Origin of the sequence: Streptomyces achromogenes subsp. achromogenes (genome assembly GCF_000720835.1) — a bacterium.
Taxonomy (GTDB): Bacteria; Actinomycetota; Actinomycetes; order Streptomycetales; family Streptomycetaceae; genus Streptomyces; species Streptomyces achromogenes.
Map to the genome: position 1 here is coordinate 1 of NZ_JODT01000055.1, position 22,365 is coordinate 22,365.

Sequence of the window (22,365 nt, forward strand, 5' to 3'; positions counted from 1 at the left end):
GGGGGGGGGGGGGGGGGGGGGGGGGGGGGGGGGGGGGGGGGGGGGGGGGGGGGGGGGGGGCCGCGCCGGTGAGGGGGAGGACTATGGCGGCGGTGAGGAGGGCGGGAAGCAGGACGCGGAGGAGGGTGCGGCGGAGGGGGTGGGGGTTGCGGTGCGTTTCCCCGTGCGGGTGCGTTGTGGGGGTGTTCCCCGCCCGCACGACCCGTGCGGGTTTCGTCGCCGGATGCGGGTGGCCCCCGTGAGGGGCGTTCGCCTCCGGCGGCTGCGGGTCCGTCGTGGGAGGAGTTCCCGCCCGCATCACCCGTGCGGCAATCGTCGTCGCGTGCAGGTGGCCGCCCTGGTGAGCGCTCGCCGTCGGCGGCTGCGGGAGCGTCGTGTGCTTGCCCTCCGGGCGGGCCGGCCGTGCGGGAATCGGTGCCGGGCGCGGTACACCCCCACGGAACCCCACCACCATCGGCGGCTGCCGCAAGGCTGTCGGCTCGCCCTCCGCCCGCACCGGCCCTGCGGCAAACGGCGTCAGACGCGGGACGCCCCCGCACAGCCCCATAACCGTCAGCGGCTGCGCGAGCGTGGTGGGTCGCGGGCGGGTCCCCATGGTGGCTTCCTTTCCGGTCGCCCGGCCATCGGGCTCGACTGGGAAGGAAATTACGGAGCGGGGGGTGTCGCCGGCGTCCCGCCAGGGAGCTGTTGTGGCGCGTAGCTCTCAGGTACTACGGGTATCACCAGGCGAGTTGGGCGATCTCCTCCGCCACCACCGCGCAGGCGTCCGCCGCCGGGTCGATCAGCGGGAAGTGGCCCACGTCCTCCAGCAGCGTCAGCCCGACCACCTCCCCCGCCTTGGCCGCCGCCTCCGCGTACGACTCGGCCACCTGATGCGGCACCACAACGTCGGACCGCCCCTGCACCAGCGTCGTGGCGATACCCGTCGGCAGCAGCAGCGCCGGATCCGCGTACCGGACGCGTTCCGCGAACGCGCTTTGCCCGCCCAGCAGTTGCCGCGCCGCGTGGTCGCACACCTCCAGCTTCTCCGCCACCTCGAAGTCCGCGATCGGCGCCAGCGCGACGACACCGCGCAACGGCGCCGGACCCTCGGTACGCCATGGCGCGTCCGCCGGGAGCACATGCCGGGCCGCCGCCCACAACGCCAGGTGGCCGCCCGCCGAGTGCCCGGTCAGCACCGTACGACCGGTGTCCACCTGCGGAACCGCCTCACGGGCCAGCGAGGGCAGGGCGTCCAGGGCCGCCGCGACATCGTCGAACGTGTCCGGCCAGCGCCCGGCGGGGGGCACACTCCCCTCACCACCGGCACCGCCCCCGCCTTCCTCGCCGCCCCTCCGGTACTCGACGTTGGCCACCACGAACCCCCTGCGGGCCAAGTAGGCCGCGAACGGAGTGACATGGCGCCGGTCGTAGCGCGCTCGCCACGCACCGCCGTGCAGGACGACGACCAGCGGGGCGGGGGTCGCGGGGGCGGTGGCCTCCCGGCCGGGACGGGGAGCGTAGAAGTCGATCACCTGGTCGGGGTGGTCACCGTACGCGGCGGTGACGTCGGGGTCGACCGGCGGGTGCGAGAAGGCCGACTCCTCTTCGGCGGCGGCGCGGGCTGCTGCGGCGTCGTCCGGCATGCTCCAACCTCTCAGCTACGGAACGGGGGTGGCGGACCAGGTGGGAAACGGCCGTTGGCCGGGACGGTATCAGGCCGGTGACGTGCGGGGACACGGGCATTTCCCCCACGTCGGCGGGAGGCGGAGGAACCGGTTCGCGCCCCGCACCCGGGTCCCCGAACCCGTCACCCCGCCCGCGTCCCTAAGCCAGCTCCTCCCCCAGCACCCGCGCCGCCCGCTCCACATCACGGAATCCCACATACAGCGGTGTGAAGCCGAAGCGGAGGATGTCCGGGTGCCGGAAGTCGCCCACGACACCCCGGGCGATCAGCCGTTTCATCACCTCGCCCGCGTCCGGGCAGCGCAGGGCGATCTGGCTGCCCCGCTCCGCGTGCCGTTCGGGGGTCACGCACTCCACCCGGCCCGGCTCGGTGTACGCGCCCACGCACCGCAGGAAGAAGTCCGTCAGCGCCAGGGACTTGGCGCGGACGGCGGTGACGGACACCCCGTCCCACACGTCGAGCGCGGCCTCCAGCGCCAGCAGGGAGAGGATGTCCGGCGTGCCGACCCGCCCCCGCACGGCGCCCGGTGCCGGGGCGTACTCGGGGCTCATCCCGAACGGCTCGGCGTGGGAGTTCCAGCCGGGCAGCGGGGAGTCGAAGCGGTCCTGCAACTCCTCGCGGACGTACAGGTACGCCGGTGAACCCGGGCCGCCGTTCAGGTACTTGTAGGTGCAGCCGACCGCGAGGTCCACGCCGTGCTCGTCCAGGCCCACCGGCAGGGCGCCCGCGCTGTGGCACAGGTCCCACACCGCGAGGGCACCGGAGGCGTGGACCGCGGCGGTGAGCGCCGGGAGGTCGTGCAGCCGGCCGGTGCGGTAGTCGACATGGTTGAGCAGTACCGCGGCCGTACGGCCGGACAGCGCGCCCGGCACCTCGGCCGGGGTGACCGGGCGCAGGGTGCGGCCGGTCAGCCGGGCCGCCGAGGCGGCGATGTAGCCGTCCGTCGGGAACGTCGTCGCGTCGACCAGGAGCTCGTCACGGCCGTCGCCCGCCATGCGGACCGCCGCGACCAGCGCCTTGAAGACGTTGACGCTGGTCGAGTCGCCCACGACGATCTGGCCGGGCGCCGCGCCCACCAGCGGGGCGATCCGGTCGCCGACCCGCTCGGGCGCCGTCCACCAGCCGCTCTCCTCCCAGGAGCGGATGCGCAGCTCGCCCCACTCACGGCGGACGACGTCCGCCAGCCGGCCGGGCACGTGCGCGGGCAGGGCGCCGAGGGAGTTGCCGTCCAGATACACGACGTCGTCGAGGACGAACCGGTCCCGCAGGGAGGCGAGTTCGTCCTCCGCGTCCAGCTTCTCCGCGTGCAGGGGCAGCTCAGACATGGGACCTCGCCGTCCACAGCTCGGGGAACACGTTCTTGCGGGCGCGCTTCTCCAGCCAGGCCACGCCGGCCGAGCCGCCCGTGCCGGGCTTGGCGCCCATCGCGCGCCGGGTGGCCACCAGGTGGTCGTTGCGCCAGCGCCACACCAGCTCCGCCACGTCCGTCAACGCCTCGCCGAGCCGGGCGAGTTCGCCGTTCTGGTCGCCCGCGTAGACCGCGGTCCAGGCGGCCTCGACGGCCTCGGAGGGCTCGTACCGGGCGGAGACGTCCCGGTGCAGCACGGAGTCCGGGATCGGGTGGCCGCGGCGCGCGAGGAGCCGTAGCACCTCGTCGTACAGGCTCGGCTCGTGCAGCGCCTTCTCCAGTTCCGCGTGGACGCGCGGGGCGCCCTGGTGCGGTACGAGCATGGAGGCGGACTTCTCGCCGAGCAGGAACTCCAGGCGCCGGTACATCGCCGACTGGAAGCCGGAGCCCTCGCCGAGCGCGCCGCGGTAGGCGTTGAACTGCGCCGGGGTGAGCTGGCCGAGCGGCTTCCAGGAGGCGTTCAGAGCCTCCAGCTCCCGCACGGAACGTTTCAGCGCGGCGAGCGCGACCGGTACATCGTCCGAACGGAGCGCATGGGCGGCCGTCTCCCACTCGTGCACGATCACGGTGAACCACAGCTCCATGACCTGGGTGGTCACCAGGAAGACCATTTCGCCGGGGTCGTCGGAGAGGGTGTGCTGGAGGTGGGTGAGGACGTCGGCCTTGACGTAGTCCTCGTACGGCGTCGTCCCCGCGAAATCCAGGTTCGGGGTCTCGGGCTCAGCGGCCTGGTGAGGGTGGTGAGCCTGTTGGGACATCGCTGTCTCCTGTGTCACTCCGGGTAGCGGTCCGCCCCTGCCGATGCCGGCACGGGGGCCCCGGTCCCCACCCCGCCATCCTCCGCAATGCCCCGGAGGACGGCAAGGCCCGCCTGCTGCCAGACGGGCCACACCGGTGACGTGCGCGCCGCCGGTCAGCCCAGGGTCTGGGCCGCCGTCGGCGAGGAGTCCTTCAGGAACTGGGAGCAGCGCTCGTACTCCTCCTGCTCGCCGATCGCCTGGGCGGCGCGGGCGAGGGCGTGCAGCGCGCGCAGGAAGCCGCGGTTCGGCTCGTGCTCCCACGGGACCGGGCCGTGGCCCTTCCAGCCGTTGCGGCGCAGGGCGTCCAGGCCCCGGTGGTAGCCGGTACGGGCGTAGGCGTACGACTCCACGACCGAGCCCCGCTCGAACGCGTCGTCGGCCAGCTGGGCCCAGGCGAGGGACGAGGTGGGGTGCTGGGCGGCGACCTCCGCCGGCGCGGTACCGGCCGCGAGGGCCTCACGGGGCTCCGGGTCGTCGGGAAGGTGGGTCGGGGGCGGTCCGCCGAGAAGGTTCTGGTGAATCGTCATGGGTTCAGTGTGGCCCACGGGGGCGTACGGGGGCGCGCCGCAGGGGGTACGGAGAGCTGCCGCACCCGGACCTCCCGGCGCCCCCTCCGGCGGCGGAGCCGTCACCCTGCCGTAGGCACACGACGGGCCCGGCGGCAAGGACAGCCGCCGGGCCCGCCATGGGGTACCGCTTACTTGATCTTGTTGCCCGCCGAGCGCAGGTGCTGCGTGGCCTGCACGACGCGCGCGGCCATGCTCGCCTCGGCCAGCTTGCCCCAGGTGCGCGGGTCGTAGGCCTTCTTGTTGCCGACCTCGCCGTCGACCTTCAGGACGCCGTCGTAGTTCTGGAACATGTGGGCGGCGACCGGACGCGTGAAGGCGTACTGGGTGTCCGTGTCGATGTTCATCTTTACCACGCCGTTCTCCAGCGCGGTCTGGATCTCCTGCTCGGTGGAGCCGGAGCCGCCGTGGAAGACGAAGTCGAACGGGGACTCCTTGCCGAACCGGGCGGCGACGCCCTCGTTCAGCTCCTTCAGCAGCTCGGGACGGAGCACGACGTTGCCCGGCTTGTACACGCCGTGCACGTTGCCGAAGGACGCGGCCAGCAGGTAGCGGCCCTTCTCGCCCAGGCCCAGGGCCTCGGCGGTGCGGATGGCGTCGTCGACGGTGGTGTACAGCTCGTCGTTGATCTCGTGGGTGACGCCGTCCTCCTCGCCGCCGGTGGGGGTGATCTCCACCTCGAGGATGATCTTGGCGGCGCGGGCCTGCTCCAGCAGCTCCTGCGCGATCTCCAGGTTGTCGGCGAGGGTCTCGGCGGAGCCGTCCCACATGTGCGACTGGAACAGCGGGGTGAGACCGGCGTCGACGCGCTTCTTGGACAGCGCGATCAGCGGACGCACGTACCCGTCGAGCTTGTCCTTCGGGCAGTGGTCGGTGTGCAGGGCGATGTTGACCGGGTACTTCTCGGCGATGACGTGCGCGAACTCGGCGAGCGCGACCGCGCCGGTCACCATGTCCTTGCTGTACTGGCCGCCGAGGAACTCCGCACCGCCGGTGGAGATCTGGACGATGCCGTCGCTCTCGGCCTCCGCGAAGCCGCGCAGCGCCGCGTTCAGGGTCTGCGTGGAGGTCACGTTGATGGCCGGGTAGGCGAACTTGCCTGCCTTCGCCCGGTCGAGCATCTCGTTGTAGACCTCGGGGGTTGCGATGGGCATCTGTCCGCTCCTTGTGTTGCGGGTAGGGGTTCTGCGTTACGGCCCTGACCTAGACCTGGGGGGCGACATCATCGTCGGCCCCATCTTCCCAGACATGACCTCATGGTCCACGCGCCGGTCAAGACCGGAACGTCCGGATCGTCAGTCCAGCCCCAGTTCGTCCTTCGAGAAGGCGAAGCGGTAGGGAACACCAGCGCCCGCTTCGATCTTCTCTGCGGCTCCCGTGGCCCGGTCCACGATCGTGGCGACGGCGACGACCTCCGCGCCGGCCTCCCGCACGGCCTCGACGGCGGTCAGCGGAGAACCGCCGGTGGTGGAGGTGTCCTCGACCACCAGGACCCGGCGGCCCGCGATGTCCGGGCCCTCGACGCGCCGCTGGAGCCCGTGCGCCTTGGCCGCCTTGCGGACCACGAACGCGTCCAGGCGACGGCCGCGCGCGGCGGCGGCGTGCAGCATGGCGGCGGCCACCGGGTCGGCGCCCATGGTGAGCCCGCCGACCGCGTCGAACTCCAGGTCCGCGGTCAGGTCCAGCAGCACCTGGCCGACCAGCGGGGCGGCCTCGCCGTCGAGGGTGATGCGGCGCAGGTCGACGTAGTAGTCGGCCTCCAGACCGGAGGAGAGGGTCACCTTGCCGTGCACCACGGCCTTGTCCTTGATCTGCTGCAGCAGCGCGCCGCGCACGTCGTCCGTCATGCCGACCAGCTTAGAGCCGACGCCAGCTCCAGGTCGTACTCGCCTCCAGCGGCTCCAGCGGGGTGACCAGGCGCGGGAGGGTGTTCAGGCCGTTGGGCGGACCGGTCTGCGGTTCCACGCAGACGGCCTCGGCCTGCTCGTCGTAGACCACCACCCACTCCTCGCGGCTCGCCACCTTCAGCTCCAGCCGGTCCGGCCAGGTGAGGGTGACGTCCACGCCGCCGGGCATGCCGAAGCAGTCGTCCCAGGGGCCGGGCCGGGGGTCGGTCCGGTTGCCGGTGGGCAGGTGGTCGGCGCCGCGCTCCTCCTGCCAGGCGGGCGCGAAGTCCAGCCGTACGTCCGCGCCGTCGAGGTTCCGGTTGAACCACGGGTGCCAGCCGAGCTGCGCCGGGAAGGAGTCGCCGTACGCCTCCACGGACATGGTCAGGGTCAGGCCGTCCCCGGTGAGCGCGACGACCTGGGTGACGCGCCCGGGGTGCGGCCACGGGTCGGTCAGCTCGTACGTGATCACCGCCTCGTCCGCCGAGACGCGCGCGGTGCGCCAGGCGGCGTCGCGCGCGGTGCCGTGGATGGCGTGCGGCGGGGAGTTGAGCGGCATCTGGCGGACGGTGCCGCCGTCCAGGAAGCGGCCGTCGCGGATCCGCCCGCACCAGGGCACCATCGGGAAGCAGCCGTAGCGGGGGCCCTGCCGCAGCAGTTCCAAGGAGCCGATCCTGAGCCCGCTGATCCGGCCGCCGTTCGCGGGGCTGACGCGCACTTCCGCCTCACCTGCGGTCAGCGTGATGTCTTCGTTGCTCACGGGACGACACTACTGGGGCGCGGCGGGTGTGGGGGTGCCGGTCAGCGTCGTCGGCGCAGGGCGCGGGTGACCACGATCGCCGAGGCCACGGCGAGGGCCGCGGCGGGGGCCGCCCAGCGCAGCGCCGGGTTCCCCACGACCGTCTGGGGGGCGGGCACGGGGGCGTACCGGCCGCGCGGCGGGGCGTGGTCGACCTCCTCGGCGCTGCGCCCGATCATCGTCCGCCGCGCGTGCGCCGCCTCGGCGGGCGGTTCCCCGGTATCGGCGAAGCCCTCGGCGAGCACGTCGGGGTGCGCGGGGCCGGTGCCCTCGGGGTCCACCGTGTCCTCGGTGCCTTCGGTGTCCTCGGTGCCTTCGGCGTCACCGGTCCCGGTGGTGTCGTCGTCCGCGTCCCGGTCCAGGGAGGGCGGCGGGACCTCGGTGTCGAAGACGGAGCGGCGGGGTTCGCCCGCCGGCACGGACCCGTCACCCGCCCCCTCGGACTCGTCACCCGCCGACGGCTCGTCCGCCGCGAGCGCCTCCAGGAAGCGGCTCAGCAGCCTCGTCGTCGCCGACGTGACCGTCTCCGCGGGGAGTTCCGTGATCCGGCCGGACGCGGTCGCCGTGCCCTCGGCCGTGACCGTGCAGCCGTCCTCGGCGGCCACGAGGCGCAGGGTCAGGGACAGCTTGACCGCGCCGGAGCCCCGGGCCTCGGTGGCGTCGGCCTCGACACCGTACGTACCGTCGCCGCGCGGGGTCACCCGGGCCGTGCCCCGGTAGGTCACGGAGTGTCCGCCGACGCGGAGCTTCAGGCGGCCGGTGACGGGTTCGGCACCGGCGTCCTGTTGCAGCCCGGGGACGGCGCGGGCGACGCGAGCGGGGTCGGTCAGGGCGGCGCCGAGCCGGTCGGTGGAAGCCTGGACGAAGACCTGGTGCTCCATGGTCCGGGAGCCTACCCACTCGCGGCCGGAACTCACCCGGGCAGGCGGACGGCTCCGCGCCCGGCCCCCCGTTTGCCCACGCGCCACCGGTCCACCCGGCGGGAAGGCCGCCGCCGGCCTCCCTGGACGGCGTCTCAGTACGGCTCGGTACGGCGGCCCGGTAGCGCGTCTGCGTGCGGCGGCTCAGTACCGCGGATGCACCAGCGTGGATGCCCGCAGCCCGTCGATCCGGGTGCGGTCGGCGGCCCGCGCGGCCTCCGTCAGCCGGGCCTGGGTCAGCGTGCCCGGCCGCCAGGTGCCCAGACTCAGGGGCGGCGGGGTGCGGCCCGGGGCCGCCAGCAGGAAGCCCCAGTCGTGCGGGGCCCGGGACGCGCCCGCCGGGCGGTCGGGGCCGGGCGCGAAGCCGCTGTCGTGGCCCGGCACCCGGTACGGGGACACGCCGAAGCCGGCCGCGCGGAGGGTCGCGGCGACGGTCCAGTAGGCGCGCGGCCGGGTGGTGACGGGACCGGCGTGCACCACCAGGCGGCCCCGCGGGGCCAGCACCCGGCGCGCCAGGCCGTAGAACTCCTGGGAGTACAGCTTGGCGCTGGCGGTGATGCCGGGGTCGGGCAGGTCGGCGACCACGACGTCGTACGCCCGCCCGCGCGCCCCCCGCAGCCAGGTGAGCGCGTCGGCGGTGGTGACGTGGAGGCGCGGGTCGGCGAAGGCGTGCGCGTTGGCGGCGGCGAGGCCGGGGTCGTGGCGGGCCAGCTCCACCAGGCCCGGGTCCGGCTCGACGAGGTCGAGGCGGTGTACGTCGCGGTGGCGCAGCACCTCGCGGGCGGCCAGTCCGTCGCCGCCGCCGAGGATCAGCACGCGCGCGTGCGGGCCGGTCAGGGCCGGGTGGACCAGGGCCTCGTGGTAGCGGCGCTCGTCCCGGCCGCCGACCCGGAGCCGGCCGTCCAGGAAGAGGTCGAGCGGCCGGCCGCGGGTGCCGCCGGCCAGGACGATCTCCTGCACGCCGGTCCGCACGGCCACCCGGACGTCCCCGCCGTACACGGCGTGCCGGGCGGCCCGTTCGAAGTCGCCGGCGAGGGCGGCGGCACCGGCGAGGACGCCGAGGACGACCAGGCCGGTGCACAGCAGCAGGCGGCGGGCGCGGCGGCCGAGGTCGCGCCGGAACAGGCCGAGGACCAGGGCGCCGCCCGCGACCACGTTGACCGTGCCGGTCAGCAGCGCGCCGGTCAGCTGGCCGAGGAACGGCAGGAGCAGGAAGGGAAAGGCGAGGCCGCCGACCAGGGCGCCGACGTAGTCCGCGGCGAACAGGTCGGCCACCGCGCCGCCCGCGTCCTGCCGCCGGACACGCTGGATCAGTTCCATCAGCAGCGGCACCTCGGCGCCGATGAGCAGGCCGATGGCCAGGGAGAAGGCGACCAGCAGGCAGCGCGGTCCGGCGGCCCAGACCCCGCCCCAGCCGGCGGTCCAGGCGAACACGGCGTACAGCGCCATGGCGCTGCATCCGCCGACCAGGGCGAGGACCGCCTCGACCGCGACGAAGCCGGCCGCCGCGTGGCAGCGCAGCCGTTTGGCGCCGAGGGAGCCGATGCCCATGGCGAACACCATCACGGACAGCACCACGGACGCCTGGGTGACCGAGTCGCCGATCAAGTACGAGGCGAACGCGACGAGTTCGAGTTCGTACACCAGTCCACAGGCCGCGCAGACGAAGACGCACGCGAGGACCAGGAACCGCCCGGTGCCGGGCCGGACGGGCAGCCGTGCTGGGCTCGTCCAGGGGGGCGGGGCGCCCGGGGGCGCGGGGGCGTGCGGTTCGATCACGCTGCGACGTTACGTCACATCCCGGGCACGCTTCGTCACCCACACGTGTGGATCCGGGGGCGGTTGACGCATTGCGGGTTTATGTCGCCGGAGAAGGCGTAAGCCCGGCGTTCAGTTCTGCCGCGCCACCCGCGCCCGCCCGCCGGCCCGCGCCCGCTCGCCGACCCGGGTCCGGGTGGCCACCAGTTGCCCGTCCTGGGGATAGGCGTGCCAGGTGCGCCAGTGCACCTGGCCCTCGTGCCGCTGGGCCAGCATCGCGGTGAAGGCGTGCGGGCTGCCCGGGAAGACGCCGGCGAGGCCGTGCGGATGGTCGGAGACGAGGGCCAGCAGTTCCTGGGCGCGGCCTGCGAACGAACCGGGGGTGAGCACCTCGACCCGGGCGGCGAACTCGTACTCCCAGTCGCCGACCCGCTTGGCGACGCCCAGCGGCAGCGGGGTGCTGGAGCCCGGGATGCACGCGACCGTCTCCGAGCAGATGCCGCGCTCCTCCTCCAGGAGCACCTGGTGGGAGGCGCCGAGCAGCCGCAACTGGAGCTTGGAGCCGGTGAGTTCGAGGTCGAGGGTGGCCAGGGCGGGCAGCGGTTCACGGCCCAGCGCCCAGGCGAGGTCGGCAGCGCGCGTATCGGTATAGGAGGTGTTCAGGGTCGTGAGCATGAATCGGCTCCGCTAACACGCAATGGGGGGAAATCGGCCAATTTCAGCCCAGCCGACCCGGCCGGATTGGGGAGTCAGGGGGCTTTCGAGGGGCTGCGTTGGCGTTTAGAGGGAACCATGAACATGGCTGCCGCCACAGGGTTTTTACCCAACTTCGTTGGGTTTCCATCCCTCGGGGGGCTCACAGCTCACGTGTTCCACTACGGCGTGCGCCGGTCGTGAATAAGACACGCCGGGCGCCTACCGGATCTCTGTCCGGCGGACGCCCGGCGCGGTGCGGCCCGGATGCGCTTCCCCCTCGCTCCGGAAGGCCGGCTGCCCCGTGTCAGCCGCCTCCCCCGCATCCGCCCCCGCCACCGCCGCACGACGAGCCGCCGCCGCAGGACGAGCCGCCGCCGCAGGACGAGCTCCCGCCACAGGAGTGCCCGCCGTGCCCGTGTCCCCCGTGGTGCCCGCCGTGGTGCCCCGACGAGCCGGAGTCGCCGCCGGCCCACCAACTGCCCGACGCCGAGCCGCCGTAGGCCGCGGCCGACGACGAGGAGGCCGACGAGGACGACGACGCCGACCCGCGGTACGCCCGGTTGCGTCCGCGGCCCCTGCCGGGCGCCGGCCTCGTCCGCCGGTTCCCGCCGGCCCGGCCCAGCGCGATGAACGCCACCAGGATCACCACCAGGATGATGCCCACGATCATGGCGTCACCCTCCTTCCGTTCCCCCGAAGCGGCCCCCCGTGGGCGCCTCGCCGTGTCACCGCCTCTCGCGCGGTGCCGGGGAGATGCCCGGCCGTGCCGGCGGCCAAAGCGGAGTTGAGGAACTCCAGAGCTTGAGCGCAGGATGACGGGCATGACCTCCAGCGCACGCCCTCACCTCAACCGCCGGCTCGCCGAGTTCGGGACCACGATCTTCGCCGAGATGTCGGCGCTCGCCGTGGCGACCGGGTCGATCAACCTGGGCCAGGGCTTCCCGGACACCGACGGTCCCGAGGAGATCCGGGAGGCCGCCGTGCGGGCGCTGCGCGACGGGCGCGGCAACCAGTACCCGCCGGGCCCCGGCGTCCCCGAGCTGCGCACCGCGATCGCCGCGCACCAGCTGCGCCGCTACGGACTGTCCTACGACCCCGACACCGAGGTGCTGGTCACGGCGGGCGCGACGGAGGCGATCGCCGCCGCGCTGCTGGCGCTTGTCGAGCCCGGGGACGAGGTGGTGGCGCTGGAGCCGTACTACGACTCGTACGCGGCGAGCATCGCGATGGCGGGCGGCCGGCGGGTGCCGGTGACCCTGCGGCCGCACGAGGGCCGCTTCCGGCTGGACCTGGACGAGCTGCGCGCGGCCGTCACCGACCGCACCCGGCTGCTGCTGGTCAACACCCCGCACAACCCGACCGGCACCGTCCTCACCCGCGCCGAGCTGGCCGCCGTCGCAGAGCTGGCGGTGGAGCGGGATCTGCTGGTGGTGACCGACGAGGTCTACGAGCACCTGGTCTTCGACGACGCCGAGCACCTGCCGCTCGCCACGTTCCCGGGGATGCGGGAGCGCACGGTGAGCATCGGGTCGGCGGGCAAGACCTATTCGTTCACGGGCTGGAAGGTCGGCTGGGTGACGGCCGCGCCGGAGCTGGTCGGCGCGGTCCGCTCGGCCAAGCAGTTCCTGACCTACGTCGCCTCCGGCCCCTTCCAGTACGCCGTCGCCGAGGCGCTCGCGCTGCCCGACTCCTACTACGAGGAGTTCCGCCGGGGCATGCTGGCCCGCCGGGAGATCCTCGCGGAGGGGCTCACGGCGGCCGGGTTCGAGGTGTTCCGGCCGGCCGGCACGTACTTCATCACCACCGACATCCGGCCGCTCGGCGAGAAGGACGGCTTCGCCTTCTGCCGGGCCCTGCCGGAGCGGGCGGGCGTGGTGGCCATCCCGAACGCGGTGTTCTACGACGACCGGGAGGCGGGGGCGCCGTTCGTGCGGTTCGCCTTCTGCAAGCGCGAGGAGGTGCTGCGCGAGGCGGCGGAGCGGCTGCGGGCCATGTGAGCGGCCATGCGGACGCGGCGCCGCGTCCGGCCGGGAGCGTGGCCCCCGGCCGGTGCGGGGACCGCCTTACTCGGCGTCGCCCTCGGACTGCTCGCCCTCGGCGCCCTCCGGGTCCAGGCCGAGCTGCTCCACCAGCCACTTGTCGAACTCGATCGCGGCCCGCACCCAGCTGACCGTGGAGGAGACGAAGTGGTTGATGTCGACGCCCGTGCCGATCAGCATCTGGGCCTCGCCGATCAGCCGGACGGTGCCGTCCTCGTGGGTGTGGGTGTACACCTTGGGCCACAGGGTGCGGCGGTTCCACTCGTCCACGGTCTCCAGCAGCCGCGGCTTGTCCTCGATGGCGTGCGGGCGGTCGAAGAAGGTCCGCACCGAGAAGATCGCCTGTTCGGGCTCGTCCCCGCGGAACATGAAGTAGGTGCGGAACTGCTCCCACGGCGCGACGAGGTCACCCTCCTCGTCGACGACGTACTTCAGCTCCATCTGGTCGAGAAGCTGCTTCACCAGGTCCTGATCCGGGAGGACGGGGCCCGCCGGTCCTTGGGGCTGCGGTTCGGGCTGGCCCCCGAAGTTCGGAATCGAGGACGGGTCGATGCTCACCGTGTTTTTCCCTTCATGCGGATGCCGCCATCCTCCCCCATGCGGGGAGGGGCGTGGCAAGCCCCGACCCACCGCTCAGCCCTGAGCTGAAGGGCCGTGTCCGACACGCCCGGTCCGGGGCCGATGGATCGGGTGGGACCGCCCGGCCCCGGACCGAGGGGCCGGGCCGCATCCCTCGGCCCCGGGCCGGAGGGCGCGTCAGAGCGTCTTGCCGGTGGCCGGGCCCACCAGCAGTCCCTCGCCGAAGCGGTCCACGCGGACCGTGTCGCCGTCCTTGACCTCGCCGGACAGGATCTCCTTGGCCAGCCGGTCGCCGATGGCGCTCTGCACCAGACGGCGCAGCGGGCGGGCGCCGTAGGCCGGGTCCAGGCCCTCCTCCGCGAGCCAGGCCAGCGCCTCGGGGCTGACCTCCAGGGTGAGCCGTCGCTCGGCCAGCCGCCGGGCGAGCCGGTCGATCTGGAGCCGGGCGATCCGCTCCAGCTCGGGCTTGGTCAGCGCCGAGAAGACCACCAGGTCGTCCAGCCGGTTGAGGAACTCGGGCTTGAACGAGGCCCGCACCACCTCCAGCACCTGCTCCCGCTTCTGCTCCTCGCCGGTCAGCGGGTCCATCAGGAACTGGCTGCCCAGGTTGGAGGTGAGCACCAGGATCGTGTTGCGGAAGTCGACGGTGCGGCCCTGGCCGTCGGTGAGCCGGCCGTCGTCCAGCACCTGGAGCAGGACGTCGAAGACCTCCGGGTGGGCCTTCTCCACCTCGTCCAGCAGCACCACGCTGTACGGGCGCCGCCGCACGGCCTCGGTGAGCTGGCCGCCCTCCTCGTAGCCGACGTAGCCGGGGGGCGCGCCGAGCAGCCGGGCCACGCTGTGCTTCTCGCCGTACTCCGACATGTCGATGCGGACCATGGCCCGCTCGTCGTCGAAGAGGAAGTCCGCGAGCGCCTTGGCCAGCTCGGTCTTGCCGACACCGGTCGGGCCGAGGAAGAGGAAGGAGCCGGTGGGGCGGTCGGGGTCGGCGATGCCGGCCCGGGAGCGGCGCACGGCGTCCGAGACGGCGCGCACGGCCTCGCCCTGGCCGATCAGCCGCTTGCCGATCTCCTCCTCCATGCGCAGCAGCTTCTGCGTCTCGCCCTCCATCAGCCGGCCGGCCGGGATGCCGGTCCAGGCGGCGACCACGTCGGCGATGTCGTCGGCGCCGACCTCCTCCTTGACCATGGTGTCCCGGGCGGCCTCCTCCTCGGCGGCGGAGGCGGCCTCCAGCTCCTTCTCCAGCTGCGGGATCTCGCCGTAGAGCAGCTTGGCCGCGGTGTCGAAGTCGCCGTCGCGCTGGGCCCGCTCGGCCTGTCCGCGCAGGTCGTCCAGCCGCTCCTTCAGCTCGCCGACCCGGTTGAGGGACTGCTTCTCCTTCTCCCAGCGGGCGGTGAGGCCGCGCAGCTCCTCCTCCCTGTCGGCGAGGTCGCGGCGCAGCTTCTCCAGCCGCTCGCGGGAGGCCGGGTCGGTCTCCTTGCCGATCGCCAGCTCCTCCATCCGCAGCCGGTCGACGGAGCGCTGGAGCTCGTCGATCTCCACCGGGGAGGAGTCGATCTCCATGCGCAGCCGGGAGGCGGCCTCGTCCACCAGGTCGATGGCCTTGTCCGGCAGGAAGCGGGAGGTGATGTACCGGTCGGACAGGGTGGCGGCGGCCACCAGCGCGCTGTCGGCGATCTGCACCTTGTGGTGGGCCTCGTAGCGGCCCTTCAGCCCGCGCAGGATGGCGATGGTGTCCTCGACGGACGGCTCGGCGACCAGGACCTGCTGGAAGCGGCGCTCCAGCGCGGGGTCCTTCTCGATCCGCTCCCGGTACTCGTCCAGGGTGGTGGCGCCGACCATGCGCAGCTCGCCGCGGGCCAGCATGGGCTTGAGCATGTTGCCCGCGTCCATGGCCGAGTCGCCGCCGGCGCCGGCGCCCACGACGGTGTGCAGCTCGTCGATGAAGGTGATGATCTGGCCGTCGGAGCCCTTGATCTCGGCGAGGACGGCCTTCAGCCGCTCCTCGAACTCGCCGCGGTATTTGGCGCCGGCCACCATCGCGCCGAGGTCGAGCGCGACCAGCCGCTTGTCCTTCAGCGACTCGGGCACGTCGCCCTTGACGATCCGCTGGGCGAGCCCCTCCACGACGGCGGTCTTGCCGACGCCGGGCTCGCCGATGAGGACCGGGTTGTTCTTCGTACGGCGGCTGAGCACCTGGACGACCCGCCGGATCTCCTGGTCCCGTCCGATGACCGGGTCCAGCCGGCCCTCGCGGGCGGCGGCGGTGAAGTCGGTGCCGAACTTCTCCAGGGCCTTGTACTGGCCCTCGGGGTCGGCGGTGGTCACGCGGCGTCCTCCCCTGGCCTTCTTGAAGGCCTCCAGCAGCTTCTTGGCGTCGGCGCCCTGCCGGGTGAGCAGTTCGCCCGCGGCACCGCCCTGCGCGGCGATGCCGATCAGCAGGTGCTCGGTGGACAGGTACTCGTCACCCAGCTCCCTGGCGCGCTCGCCGGCGTCGGCGATCACGGCGAGCAGCTCGCGGTTGGGCTGCGGCGGCGCCACGGTGGACCCGGTCACGCTGGGCAGCCCGGCCAGGATCCGCTCCGCGCCGGAGCGTACGGCGGCCTGGTCGGCGTCGGCCGCGGCCAGCAGGTCGGTGATGTTCTCGTTGTCCTGCCCCTGGAGCAGAGCCAGCAGCAGGTGGGCGGGGGTGAGGTCCGGGTGCCCCCCGGTCACGGCGCGATGGCTCGCGGCGTTGATCGCGTCCCGGCTCCTGTTGGTCAGCTCGGCGTCCACGTCTGCGTTCTCCTCCTCGACCGCTTCCCAGTGCTGACTTAACCAGCGTACACAAAGTTGAGTCTATTCCACTCAAGCTTCGAACGGGAGTACCGAGGGGCTAGGTTGCGCGCATGACCAGGAACTCCATGGACCCGACCGCGCCCGCCGAGTCGTACGCCGCCTTCTGGCGCGAACGGCATCTGTGCACCCTGACGACCCTGCGCCCGGACGGCAGTCCGCACGTGGTGCCGGTGGGGGTGACGTACGACGCCGGGGCCGGGCTGGCCCGGGTGATCACCAGCGGGACCAGCGCGAAGGCCCGGTACGTGGCGGCGGCCGGCGAGGCGGGCGCCCGGGTCGCGGTGTGCCAGGTGGACGGCCGGCGCTGGGCGACGCTGGAGGGACGGGCGCGGGTGCGGACCGAGCCGGAGCGGGTGGCCGAGGCGGAGCGGCGCTACGCCGAGCGCTATCAGCGCGCACCCCGGCCGAATCCGGCGCGCGTGGTGATCGAGATCGAGGTCTCCCGGCTGCTCGGCAACGCCTGATGAGCGGCGATTTTCAGCCAGCATGGAAATGTCTGCATACCTCGATATTTCCCCGCAAACGGCAGCGGCGTCACCGTGTTCAGGTCACGGTGACGCCGCTGCGGGGGGAAGCACCTGAGCGATCTTTTACGACGGGGGAATCGCGTCAGGCACTGCGGGGGGTGGCCGAGATGGTCCTCAGGTCGGACTCCACCGGCTCGGACAGCCGGTGGTCCCGCTGGTCCAGGTTCACAAAGATCATTCCGTACCGGATGGCGCACCGCACCGGCTGCGGGGCACCACGCGGCCTGCGCAGGCACCGGTACGCCCGCACGTCGCCGTCCTCGTCCCGGGTGACGACGACCGGTTCACCGAACACGGTCACCATCAGCGAATCACCGCTGTGGGGGATGGCGGTGACCAGGTCGATGAAATGCCAGCCGGACCGGTAGGCGGTGGCCATTTCGCGACGGAAGGAGCGGTCGTCGGGTGGAGTGGTCATGACTCCACGGCCCAACTGCTGTCCGCCGGGGGGACCCACGAGCTGTCGCCCGGGACATCGGACGCCACGATCACCCAGCTGCTGTCACCGGCGCCGGCGCCAGCAGCGGCCTGTACGCGCCAACTGCTGTCCTGCGCGACAGCATCCTTCGTCCCCGCATGACCGGTCAGTGCGCCGAAGGCCAAGGCGGCGGAGAAGGCGGCGACAAGCGCCGAGCGAAGCATTGTCTTATGCATAGTCGGCTTCGTCCTCATGTGAAGGTCACCTCTCCCCCGTCCGGATACGACGATGGCCCATTCCGGCACGTCATGGCCACACAAACGATGCATCATGTTCCTGCACGTTCATGACCCTGGGGGGTGGAGATTTGGCGATAAACGAGATTAAACGGACACATCCCCACGGGCTGACCGACCTGTGCGAGGAAGGGAGCCGTCTCTACGGGAATGCTCTCCGGACGGGGCGCATAGCCCGTGCCGACGTGGAAACCGCACCCTGCCTCATGGAGTTCGCCCTCCTCCACCCCGATCCCGACGACCCCAACTGGCTGCGCCCGGTGCCTCCGACGATCGCGCTGGCCCAGCGGCTGAACCCGATCGAGCAGGAGATCACCCAGCGGCGCCGGGAGTCCATCGAACTCGCCGACGCTTTCGAGCCGTTCATGCACATCAGTGCCCAGCCGACGGCGACCACCCACTCGATCACCGTGCTGGAGGGCCTCGACCGGATCAACGCCGCGCTGGATCTGGCCACCTCCCAGTGCCAGAGCGAGATGCTCACGGTCCAGCCGAGCCGCCGACGGCTGGAACACACCCTCGCCAAGGCCCTGGAGCGCGACCGCCCGCTGATCGAGCGGGGCTGCCGCATCCGCACCCTCTACCAGCACCCGGCCCGCTACAGCCCCGAGACGCTGGCCTACGTGGCCCAGTTCGCCGACGGCAAGGTGGAGTACCGGACGATCGACGAACTGGCCGAGCGGCTGATCATCTGCGACGAGACGGTGGCCTTCATCCCCACCCGGGACGACGGTGAGGTCGCGCTCGAACTGCGCCACCCCGGGCTCGTCCGCTATCTGATCAAGGTCTTCGAGTTCATGTGGGCCCGTGCGGTCCCGCTGAGCGCCGGCGCCCCCTACGAGACCGCCTCCGACGGCATCACCGAGGTCCAGCACTCCATAGCCAAGCTCCTGGTCGAGGGGCACGTGGACGAGGCCATCGCCCGCCGCCTCGGCATGAACGTGCGCACCTGCCGGGCCCACATCGCCAAGCTGGCCCACGCCCTCGGCAGCGGCAGCCGCGCCCAGCTCGGCTATCTCATCGCCCAGTCCGGCATCCTGGACCGCGACCACTGAACCGGCCCGCCCGGATCAGCCCGCCGGGGGTTCCGGGTCCGCGCCGGCCAGCGCCCCGGCCGGCCGGGGCGGGCGGTGGCCGTCCAGGCCCACCTGGGCGATGCGCACGCCGAGCTGGGTCCGGCTGGCCGCGCCCAGGGTCTCCGACAGCCGGGCGATATGCGCCCGGCAGGTACGCACGCTGATGCCCAGCCGCTCGGCGATCACCGCGTCCTGATGCCCCTCCGCCAGCAGCGCGGCGATGGACTGCTCCCGGTGCGAGATCCCCTCGATACCGGTGTCCGGCAGCGGTGCCGTCAGCGGGATGGCCAGCCGCCACAGCCGCTCGAAGACCGTCACCAGATACTCCACCAGCGCCGGGTGGCGCAGCTCCAGGGCCATCGTGCGGTCGGTGTTGGCGGGGATGAAGGCCACCGTGCGGTCGAAGAGGATCAGCCGGTCGATGACCTCGTCCAGGGTCCGGGCCTCCACCGTGTCGCCCATCAGCTCCAGGTAGTTCAGCAGCCCCTGCCCGTGCCGCGCCACATGCGTGTACAGGTCGCGCATGCGCACGCCCCGGCCGCGCAGCGCCAGCGCCCGGTGCAGCCCCTCGGTGAGTTCCGCCTCCCGCCGGATGCCGCCGGGCTGCACGGTGAGCACCTCGGTGGTGCACGCCTCGGTCGCCTCGTCCATCGCGGCCTGGATGCGGGCCAGCCCGTCCAGGACCCGGATGGCGCTGCCCTCGGCCGGTGCCGCCAGGGTGTCGCGCTGCCGGCCCAGGCCCGCGTACCACTCGAACGCGGCCACCGCCGAGCCCACCCGCCGCTGGCTCGCGCTGACCTCGTCGTAGACCCCGCGCAGCAGCCGGGTCATCACCTCCTGCGGGGAGGTCGGCACCAGCCAGTCCATGTCGTCGGGATCGGGATGCAGCAGCGCCAGGTCCAGCAGGCAGGGCACGGGCTCGGCGTCCGAACGCGGCACCCGCCCCCGGCGCACGGCACGGGAGTACACCCGATCCCCGGCCTCACACAGCCGGTCGGCACCGTGAGGATGCTCCTCCGCCCCGTGCCCGGCCATCGCCCATTTCACCCCCGGTGTGCTGCCACTTCCGCAGCGCAACTATGCGCGGCGCCGACCGGGTCCGCAACACGGGTACCCCGACGTCGGCGTCCGAGTGGTCCCGTTCCGCCCGGGTTCGGGGTGGCGCTCGGCCCTGCACATCACACCAGGACGGCGGGGGCGCACCGGCGGCTTCCGCACCGCCGGTCACCCGCCGGACCGGTTACTTCAGCCCGATCGCCGCGCAGGCCGTCCTGTACTTGGCGGTGCAGATGTCGCCGGCCGAGTAGATGCCGTCCGCGATGACCGTGTCCTTGATGGTGCGCTTGGTCAGCGCGCTCACCTGGAGCAGCCGCGCCGGGATGTCCTTGGCGGTGGGGCTGTCCACCCGGTCCCGGGTGAGGGCGTCGAACTGGATGTCCTTGCCCTGGACGCGCATCACGGCCATCTGCGCGGCGGCCTCGGCCTCGTCCGGGTAGGACTTGTAGACGCTCATGTACTGCTCGCCGGCCACGACCCGCTGCACCGCGTCCAGGTCGGCGTCCTGGCCGGTGACCGGGGGCAGACTGGTGACGCCGGCCGCCTTCAGGGCCTTGATGACCCCGCCCGCCATGCCGTCGTTGGCGGAGTAGACACCGTCGATGCCGGCCTTGCCCAGCTTGGCGATCGCCTTGGCCATGTTCGCCTCGGCGTTCTCCGGCTTCCAGTCCGTGGTGTCGTAGCTGTCGGCGATCGTCACCTTGCCGTTCAGCTCGGAGAGCGCGCCCTGCTTGAACTGCTTGGCGTTGGGGTCGGTGGGCGAGCCGTTCATCATCACGATCTTGTCGGAGACGTTGGCGGTCCCGCCCAGCGCCTCCAGCAGGGTCCGGCCCTGCACCTCGCCGACCAGCTCGTTGTCGAAGGAGACGTAGGCGTCGATCGGGCCCTCGGCCAGGCGGTCGTAGGCGATGACCGGGATGCCCGCGTCCTTGGCCTTCTGCACCTCGCCGGCGATGGCGTGCGCGTCCACCGCGTCCAGCAGGATGACGTCCGCCTTGGCGTCGATCATGTTCCGCAGCTGCTCGGCCTGGCGGGCGGCGCTCGCCTCGGCGTTGGCGTACTCGACCTTGCCCTTGTTCTGGGTGAGTTCGGCGACCTTGCGCTTGATGATGGGGTAGTCGAACTTGTCGTAGCGGGTGTTCGCCTTCTCCGGCAGCAGCAGGCCCACGGTGATGTCGTCGCCCTTGGTCGGGCTCGCGCTCGCCCCGTCCCCCGTCGCGTTCAGCACGCCGCAGCCGGCGAGCGAGAGGGTCATCGTGGAGGCGGCCACGGAGAGGGCGATACGACGCATTCGGGGGCTCACTTCAGGTGTGGTACGGAGGGGTGCTGCGCTACGACCGGATGTCTGAAAAGACAACGCGGCGCGCACACCCGGCGTCAAGAAAAATCACTTAACGAGTGCGCAACACCACGCTCAGCTCCGCTGTGAAGGTCACGCGAAACCACCTGCAACGGGTCTTTACCCACCCTCCACCTCAAGGGAGTTCACGCGGCGGGCCAGACCCGTACAACCAACCCGCTTCACCACGAGTCGTGATCGCCGACGGCTTCAGGCCGCGCTCCGACTCGACCAGAGGAACGAATGAATCCAGCCAGACGCGCTACCGCCACGGCGGTCGTGCTCGCCGCCGCCGGTGCCCTGCTGAGCGCCGTCGCCCCGGCCGCGTCCGCCGCCGTGACCTGCGCCTCCCCCACCTACCAGCGGCAGTTCTTCGCGAACACCGCCTTCTCGGGCACTCCGAAGAAGACCGACTGCGACGCGGCCGTGGCCGAGAAGTGGGGCACCGGCGCCCCGGCCACCGGCCTGCCCAAGGACAACTTCGGCGTCCGCTGGACCGTGACCCGCGACTTCGGCTCCGGCGGCCCCTTCGCCCTGCCCGTCACCGCCCAGGACGGCATCCGGGTGTACCTGGACGGCAGCCGCAAGGTCGACCTGTGGAAGAACGTCTCCGCGACCCAGAAGAAGACCGTCAACATCACCGTTCCGGCCGGCCGGCACACGCTCCGCGTGGACTTCGTCAACTGGACCGGCGCCGCGGACGTCTCCTTCGCCTACACCCCCCGCACCACGCCCGACGTGGACAAGGTCAAGCCGCTGGTGCCGGCCGGGGCCTCGGTGTCGTACGACCCCGCGACCGGCCGGGCCAGGGTGAGCTGGGCGAAGAACAAGGAGATGGACCTCGCCGGTTACCGCGTCTACCGGCGGACGGGCGACTCCCCGTTCAAGGCCGTGCCGCTGGCGACGACCACCGCCACGAGCTACACCGACACCAGCCTCCCGGTGACCGGCGAGACCTTCTCCTACGAGGTCCGCGCCTACGACAAGGCCGGCAACGAGTCCGCGGGCACGGCCGACAAGTCCGTCACCACCGCCGACCGCACCGCGCCGGGCGCACCCTCCGGCCTGAAGGTCACCGACGCCTCCGAGCAGAACGGACTGCGCCTCGACTGGAGTCCCGTGCCCGGCGCGGCCTCCTACCGGGTCTACCGGGCGCCGGACACGACCGGCACCTACACCCTCCTCGGCAGCGCGGCCGAGGCGTCCTACCGGGACGCCACGGCGGCGGTGGGCACCGCCTACGCCTACCGGGTGACCGCGGTGGACGCGGCGGGCAACGAGTCGGCCCGGTCCGCCGCCCTCACCGGCACGCGCCGGGACGACACCCCGCCGCCGCCCGTCACCGGGCTGAAGGCCACCCCGACCGAGGACGGCTTCGAGCTGACCTGGGACAGGAACCCGGCGCCCGACCTGCTGCGGTACACCGTCTACGCGGGCGAACTCCTCAGCGACGGCGAGGAGAGCGTCTGCTACGCCTCCGAGACCGCCTGGCTGAACCCCGACACCACCACCTACCGGCACACCACGGTCCCCGACGGCGAGCAGCGCTGCTTCTACGTCGACGCCGTCGACGTATCCGGGAACTCCCACTACAAGCTGACCGGCGAGGCGAACGTGGTGGTCGCCACCGAGCTGGGCACGCCGACGGAGGAGCCGGGCACCGAGCCCGCCCCCGGCGGCACCGGAGCATAGAAGAAG

Annotated in this window: 20 protein-coding genes; 4 read left to right on the plus strand and 16 right to left on the minus strand. The window is 72.6% G+C overall.

Annotated elements, in window-relative coordinates; genetic code table 11:
- Positions 1-719 precede the first annotated feature (719 nt).
- The 11 genes from IH25_RS0135330 to IH25_RS40995 form a co-directional block, all read right to left on the minus strand.
- Positions 720-1,625, minus strand: a complete 906-nt coding sequence (locus IH25_RS0135330; RefSeq protein WP_030620578.1) for an alpha/beta hydrolase — start codon at positions 1,623-1,625, stop codon at positions 720-722.
- Positions 1,626-1,806: 181 nt separating this feature from the next.
- A complete protein-coding gene (gene kynU, locus IH25_RS0135335) occupies positions 1,807-2,991 on the minus strand; it encodes a kynureninase (RefSeq protein WP_030620581.1) in 1,185 nt (394 codons plus the stop codon).
- On the minus strand, positions 2,984-3,832 hold the full coding sequence (locus IH25_RS0135340; RefSeq protein WP_030620583.1) for a tryptophan 2,3-dioxygenase family protein: 849 nt from the start codon (positions 3,830-3,832) through the stop codon (positions 2,984-2,986). The genes kynU and IH25_RS0135340 overlap by 8 nt, the downstream gene beginning before the upstream one ends.
- A 155-nt stretch (positions 3,833-3,987) precedes the next feature.
- Positions 3,988-4,401, minus strand: coding sequence for a DUF3151 domain-containing protein (locus IH25_RS0135345; protein ID WP_030620585.1), 414 nt, complete (start codon positions 4,399-4,401; stop codon positions 3,988-3,990).
- 170 nt (positions 4,402-4,571) lie between these two features.
- Complete coding sequence (fbaA, locus tag IH25_RS0135350; protein WP_030620589.1) at positions 4,572-5,594, minus strand: class II fructose-bisphosphate aldolase; 1,023 nt, start codon at positions 5,592-5,594, stop codon at positions 4,572-4,574.
- Positions 5,595-5,735: 141 nt separating this feature from the next.
- Positions 5,736-6,287, minus strand: coding sequence for an orotate phosphoribosyltransferase (gene pyrE, locus IH25_RS0135355; protein ID WP_030620592.1), 552 nt, complete (start codon positions 6,285-6,287; stop codon positions 5,736-5,738).
- Between the two features lie 10 nt (positions 6,288-6,297).
- Entirely contained in the window at positions 6,298-7,086 is a 789-nt protein-coding gene (locus IH25_RS0135360; RefSeq protein WP_030620593.1) for an aldose epimerase family protein, read from the minus strand.
- Between the two features lie 41 nt (positions 7,087-7,127).
- Positions 7,128-8,006, minus strand: a complete 879-nt coding sequence (locus IH25_RS0135365) for an SRPBCC family protein (RefSeq protein ID WP_030620595.1) — start codon at positions 8,004-8,006, stop codon at positions 7,128-7,130.
- Between the two features lie 183 nt (positions 8,007-8,189).
- Positions 8,190-9,824: a polyamine aminopropyltransferase gene (locus IH25_RS0135370; protein ID WP_030620596.1), complete on the minus strand. Its 1,635-nt coding sequence runs from the start codon at positions 9,822-9,824 to the stop codon at positions 8,190-8,192.
- Between the two features lie 111 nt (positions 9,825-9,935).
- A complete protein-coding gene (locus tag IH25_RS0135375; RefSeq protein WP_030620599.1) occupies positions 9,936-10,478 on the minus strand; it encodes a DUF2617 family protein in 543 nt (180 codons plus the stop codon).
- 325 nt (positions 10,479-10,803) lie between these two features.
- Complete coding sequence (locus IH25_RS40995; protein WP_037656274.1) at positions 10,804-11,169, minus strand: hypothetical protein; 366 nt, start codon at positions 11,167-11,169, stop codon at positions 10,804-10,806.
- Between the two features lie 142 nt (positions 11,170-11,311).
- On the opposite strand from IH25_RS40995, the gene IH25_RS0135385 reads away from it, so the two are divergent.
- Entirely contained in the window at positions 11,312-12,496 is a 1,185-nt protein-coding gene (locus IH25_RS0135385) for a pyridoxal phosphate-dependent aminotransferase (RefSeq protein ID WP_030620605.1), read from the plus strand.
- A gap of 66 nt (positions 12,497-12,562) precedes the next feature.
- Here the strand turns inward: IH25_RS0135385 and IH25_RS0135390 are convergent, their stop codons facing one another.
- Positions 12,563-13,096: a YbjN domain-containing protein gene (locus tag IH25_RS0135390; RefSeq protein WP_030620608.1), complete on the minus strand. Its 534-nt coding sequence runs from the start codon at positions 13,094-13,096 to the stop codon at positions 12,563-12,565.
- Positions 13,097-13,294: 198 nt separating this feature from the next.
- The gene (gene clpB, locus IH25_RS0135395) at positions 13,295-15,892 is read right to left on the minus strand and encodes an ATP-dependent chaperone ClpB (protein WP_030620611.1); all 2,598 of its coding nucleotides are present in this window, start codon (positions 15,890-15,892) and stop codon (positions 13,295-13,297) included.
- Positions 15,893-16,005: 113 nt separating this feature from the next.
- Between clpB and IH25_RS0135400 the strand changes: the two genes are divergently transcribed.
- The gene (locus tag IH25_RS0135400; protein ID WP_030620614.1) at positions 16,006-16,419 is read left to right on the plus strand and encodes a pyridoxamine 5'-phosphate oxidase family protein; all 414 of its coding nucleotides are present in this window, start codon (positions 16,006-16,008) and stop codon (positions 16,417-16,419) included.
- 145 nt (positions 16,420-16,564) lie between these two features.
- On the opposite strand, the gene IH25_RS0135405 is transcribed toward IH25_RS0135400, so the two are convergent.
- Positions 16,565-16,900 (minus strand): Rieske (2Fe-2S) protein, encoded by a 336-nt coding sequence (locus tag IH25_RS0135405; RefSeq protein ID WP_030620617.1) that lies wholly within the window; start codon positions 16,898-16,900, stop codon positions 16,565-16,567.
- Between the two features lie 346 nt (positions 16,901-17,246).
- Here IH25_RS0135405 and IH25_RS0135415 point away from each other — a divergent pair, with 346 nt between their 5' ends.
- Complete coding sequence (locus tag IH25_RS0135415) at positions 17,247-18,251, plus strand: helix-turn-helix transcriptional regulator (protein WP_078844586.1); 1,005 nt, start codon at positions 17,247-17,249, stop codon at positions 18,249-18,251.
- Between the two features lie 15 nt (positions 18,252-18,266).
- Here IH25_RS0135415 and IH25_RS0135420 read toward each other — a convergent pair whose 3' ends face one another.
- Together IH25_RS0135420 and IH25_RS0135425 are read right to left on the minus strand one after the other, a co-directional pair.
- The gene (locus tag IH25_RS0135420) at positions 18,267-19,307 is read right to left on the minus strand and encodes a helix-turn-helix transcriptional regulator (RefSeq protein WP_030620626.1); all 1,041 of its coding nucleotides are present in this window, start codon (positions 19,305-19,307) and stop codon (positions 18,267-18,269) included.
- 205 nt (positions 19,308-19,512) lie between these two features.
- Positions 19,513-20,619 carry a sugar ABC transporter substrate-binding protein gene (locus tag IH25_RS0135425; RefSeq protein WP_030620629.1) on the minus strand — a complete coding sequence of 369 codons (1,107 nt, stop codon included), beginning with the start codon at positions 20,617-20,619 and terminating at the stop codon, positions 19,513-19,515.
- 291 nt (positions 20,620-20,910) lie between these two features.
- Here IH25_RS0135425 and IH25_RS42910 point away from each other — a divergent pair, with 291 nt between their 5' ends.
- Positions 20,911-22,359 carry a PA14 domain-containing protein gene (locus IH25_RS42910; RefSeq protein ID WP_051754364.1) on the plus strand — a complete coding sequence of 483 codons (1,449 nt, stop codon included), beginning with the start codon at positions 20,911-20,913 and terminating at the stop codon, positions 22,357-22,359.
- Positions 22,360-22,365 lie beyond the last annotated feature (6 nt).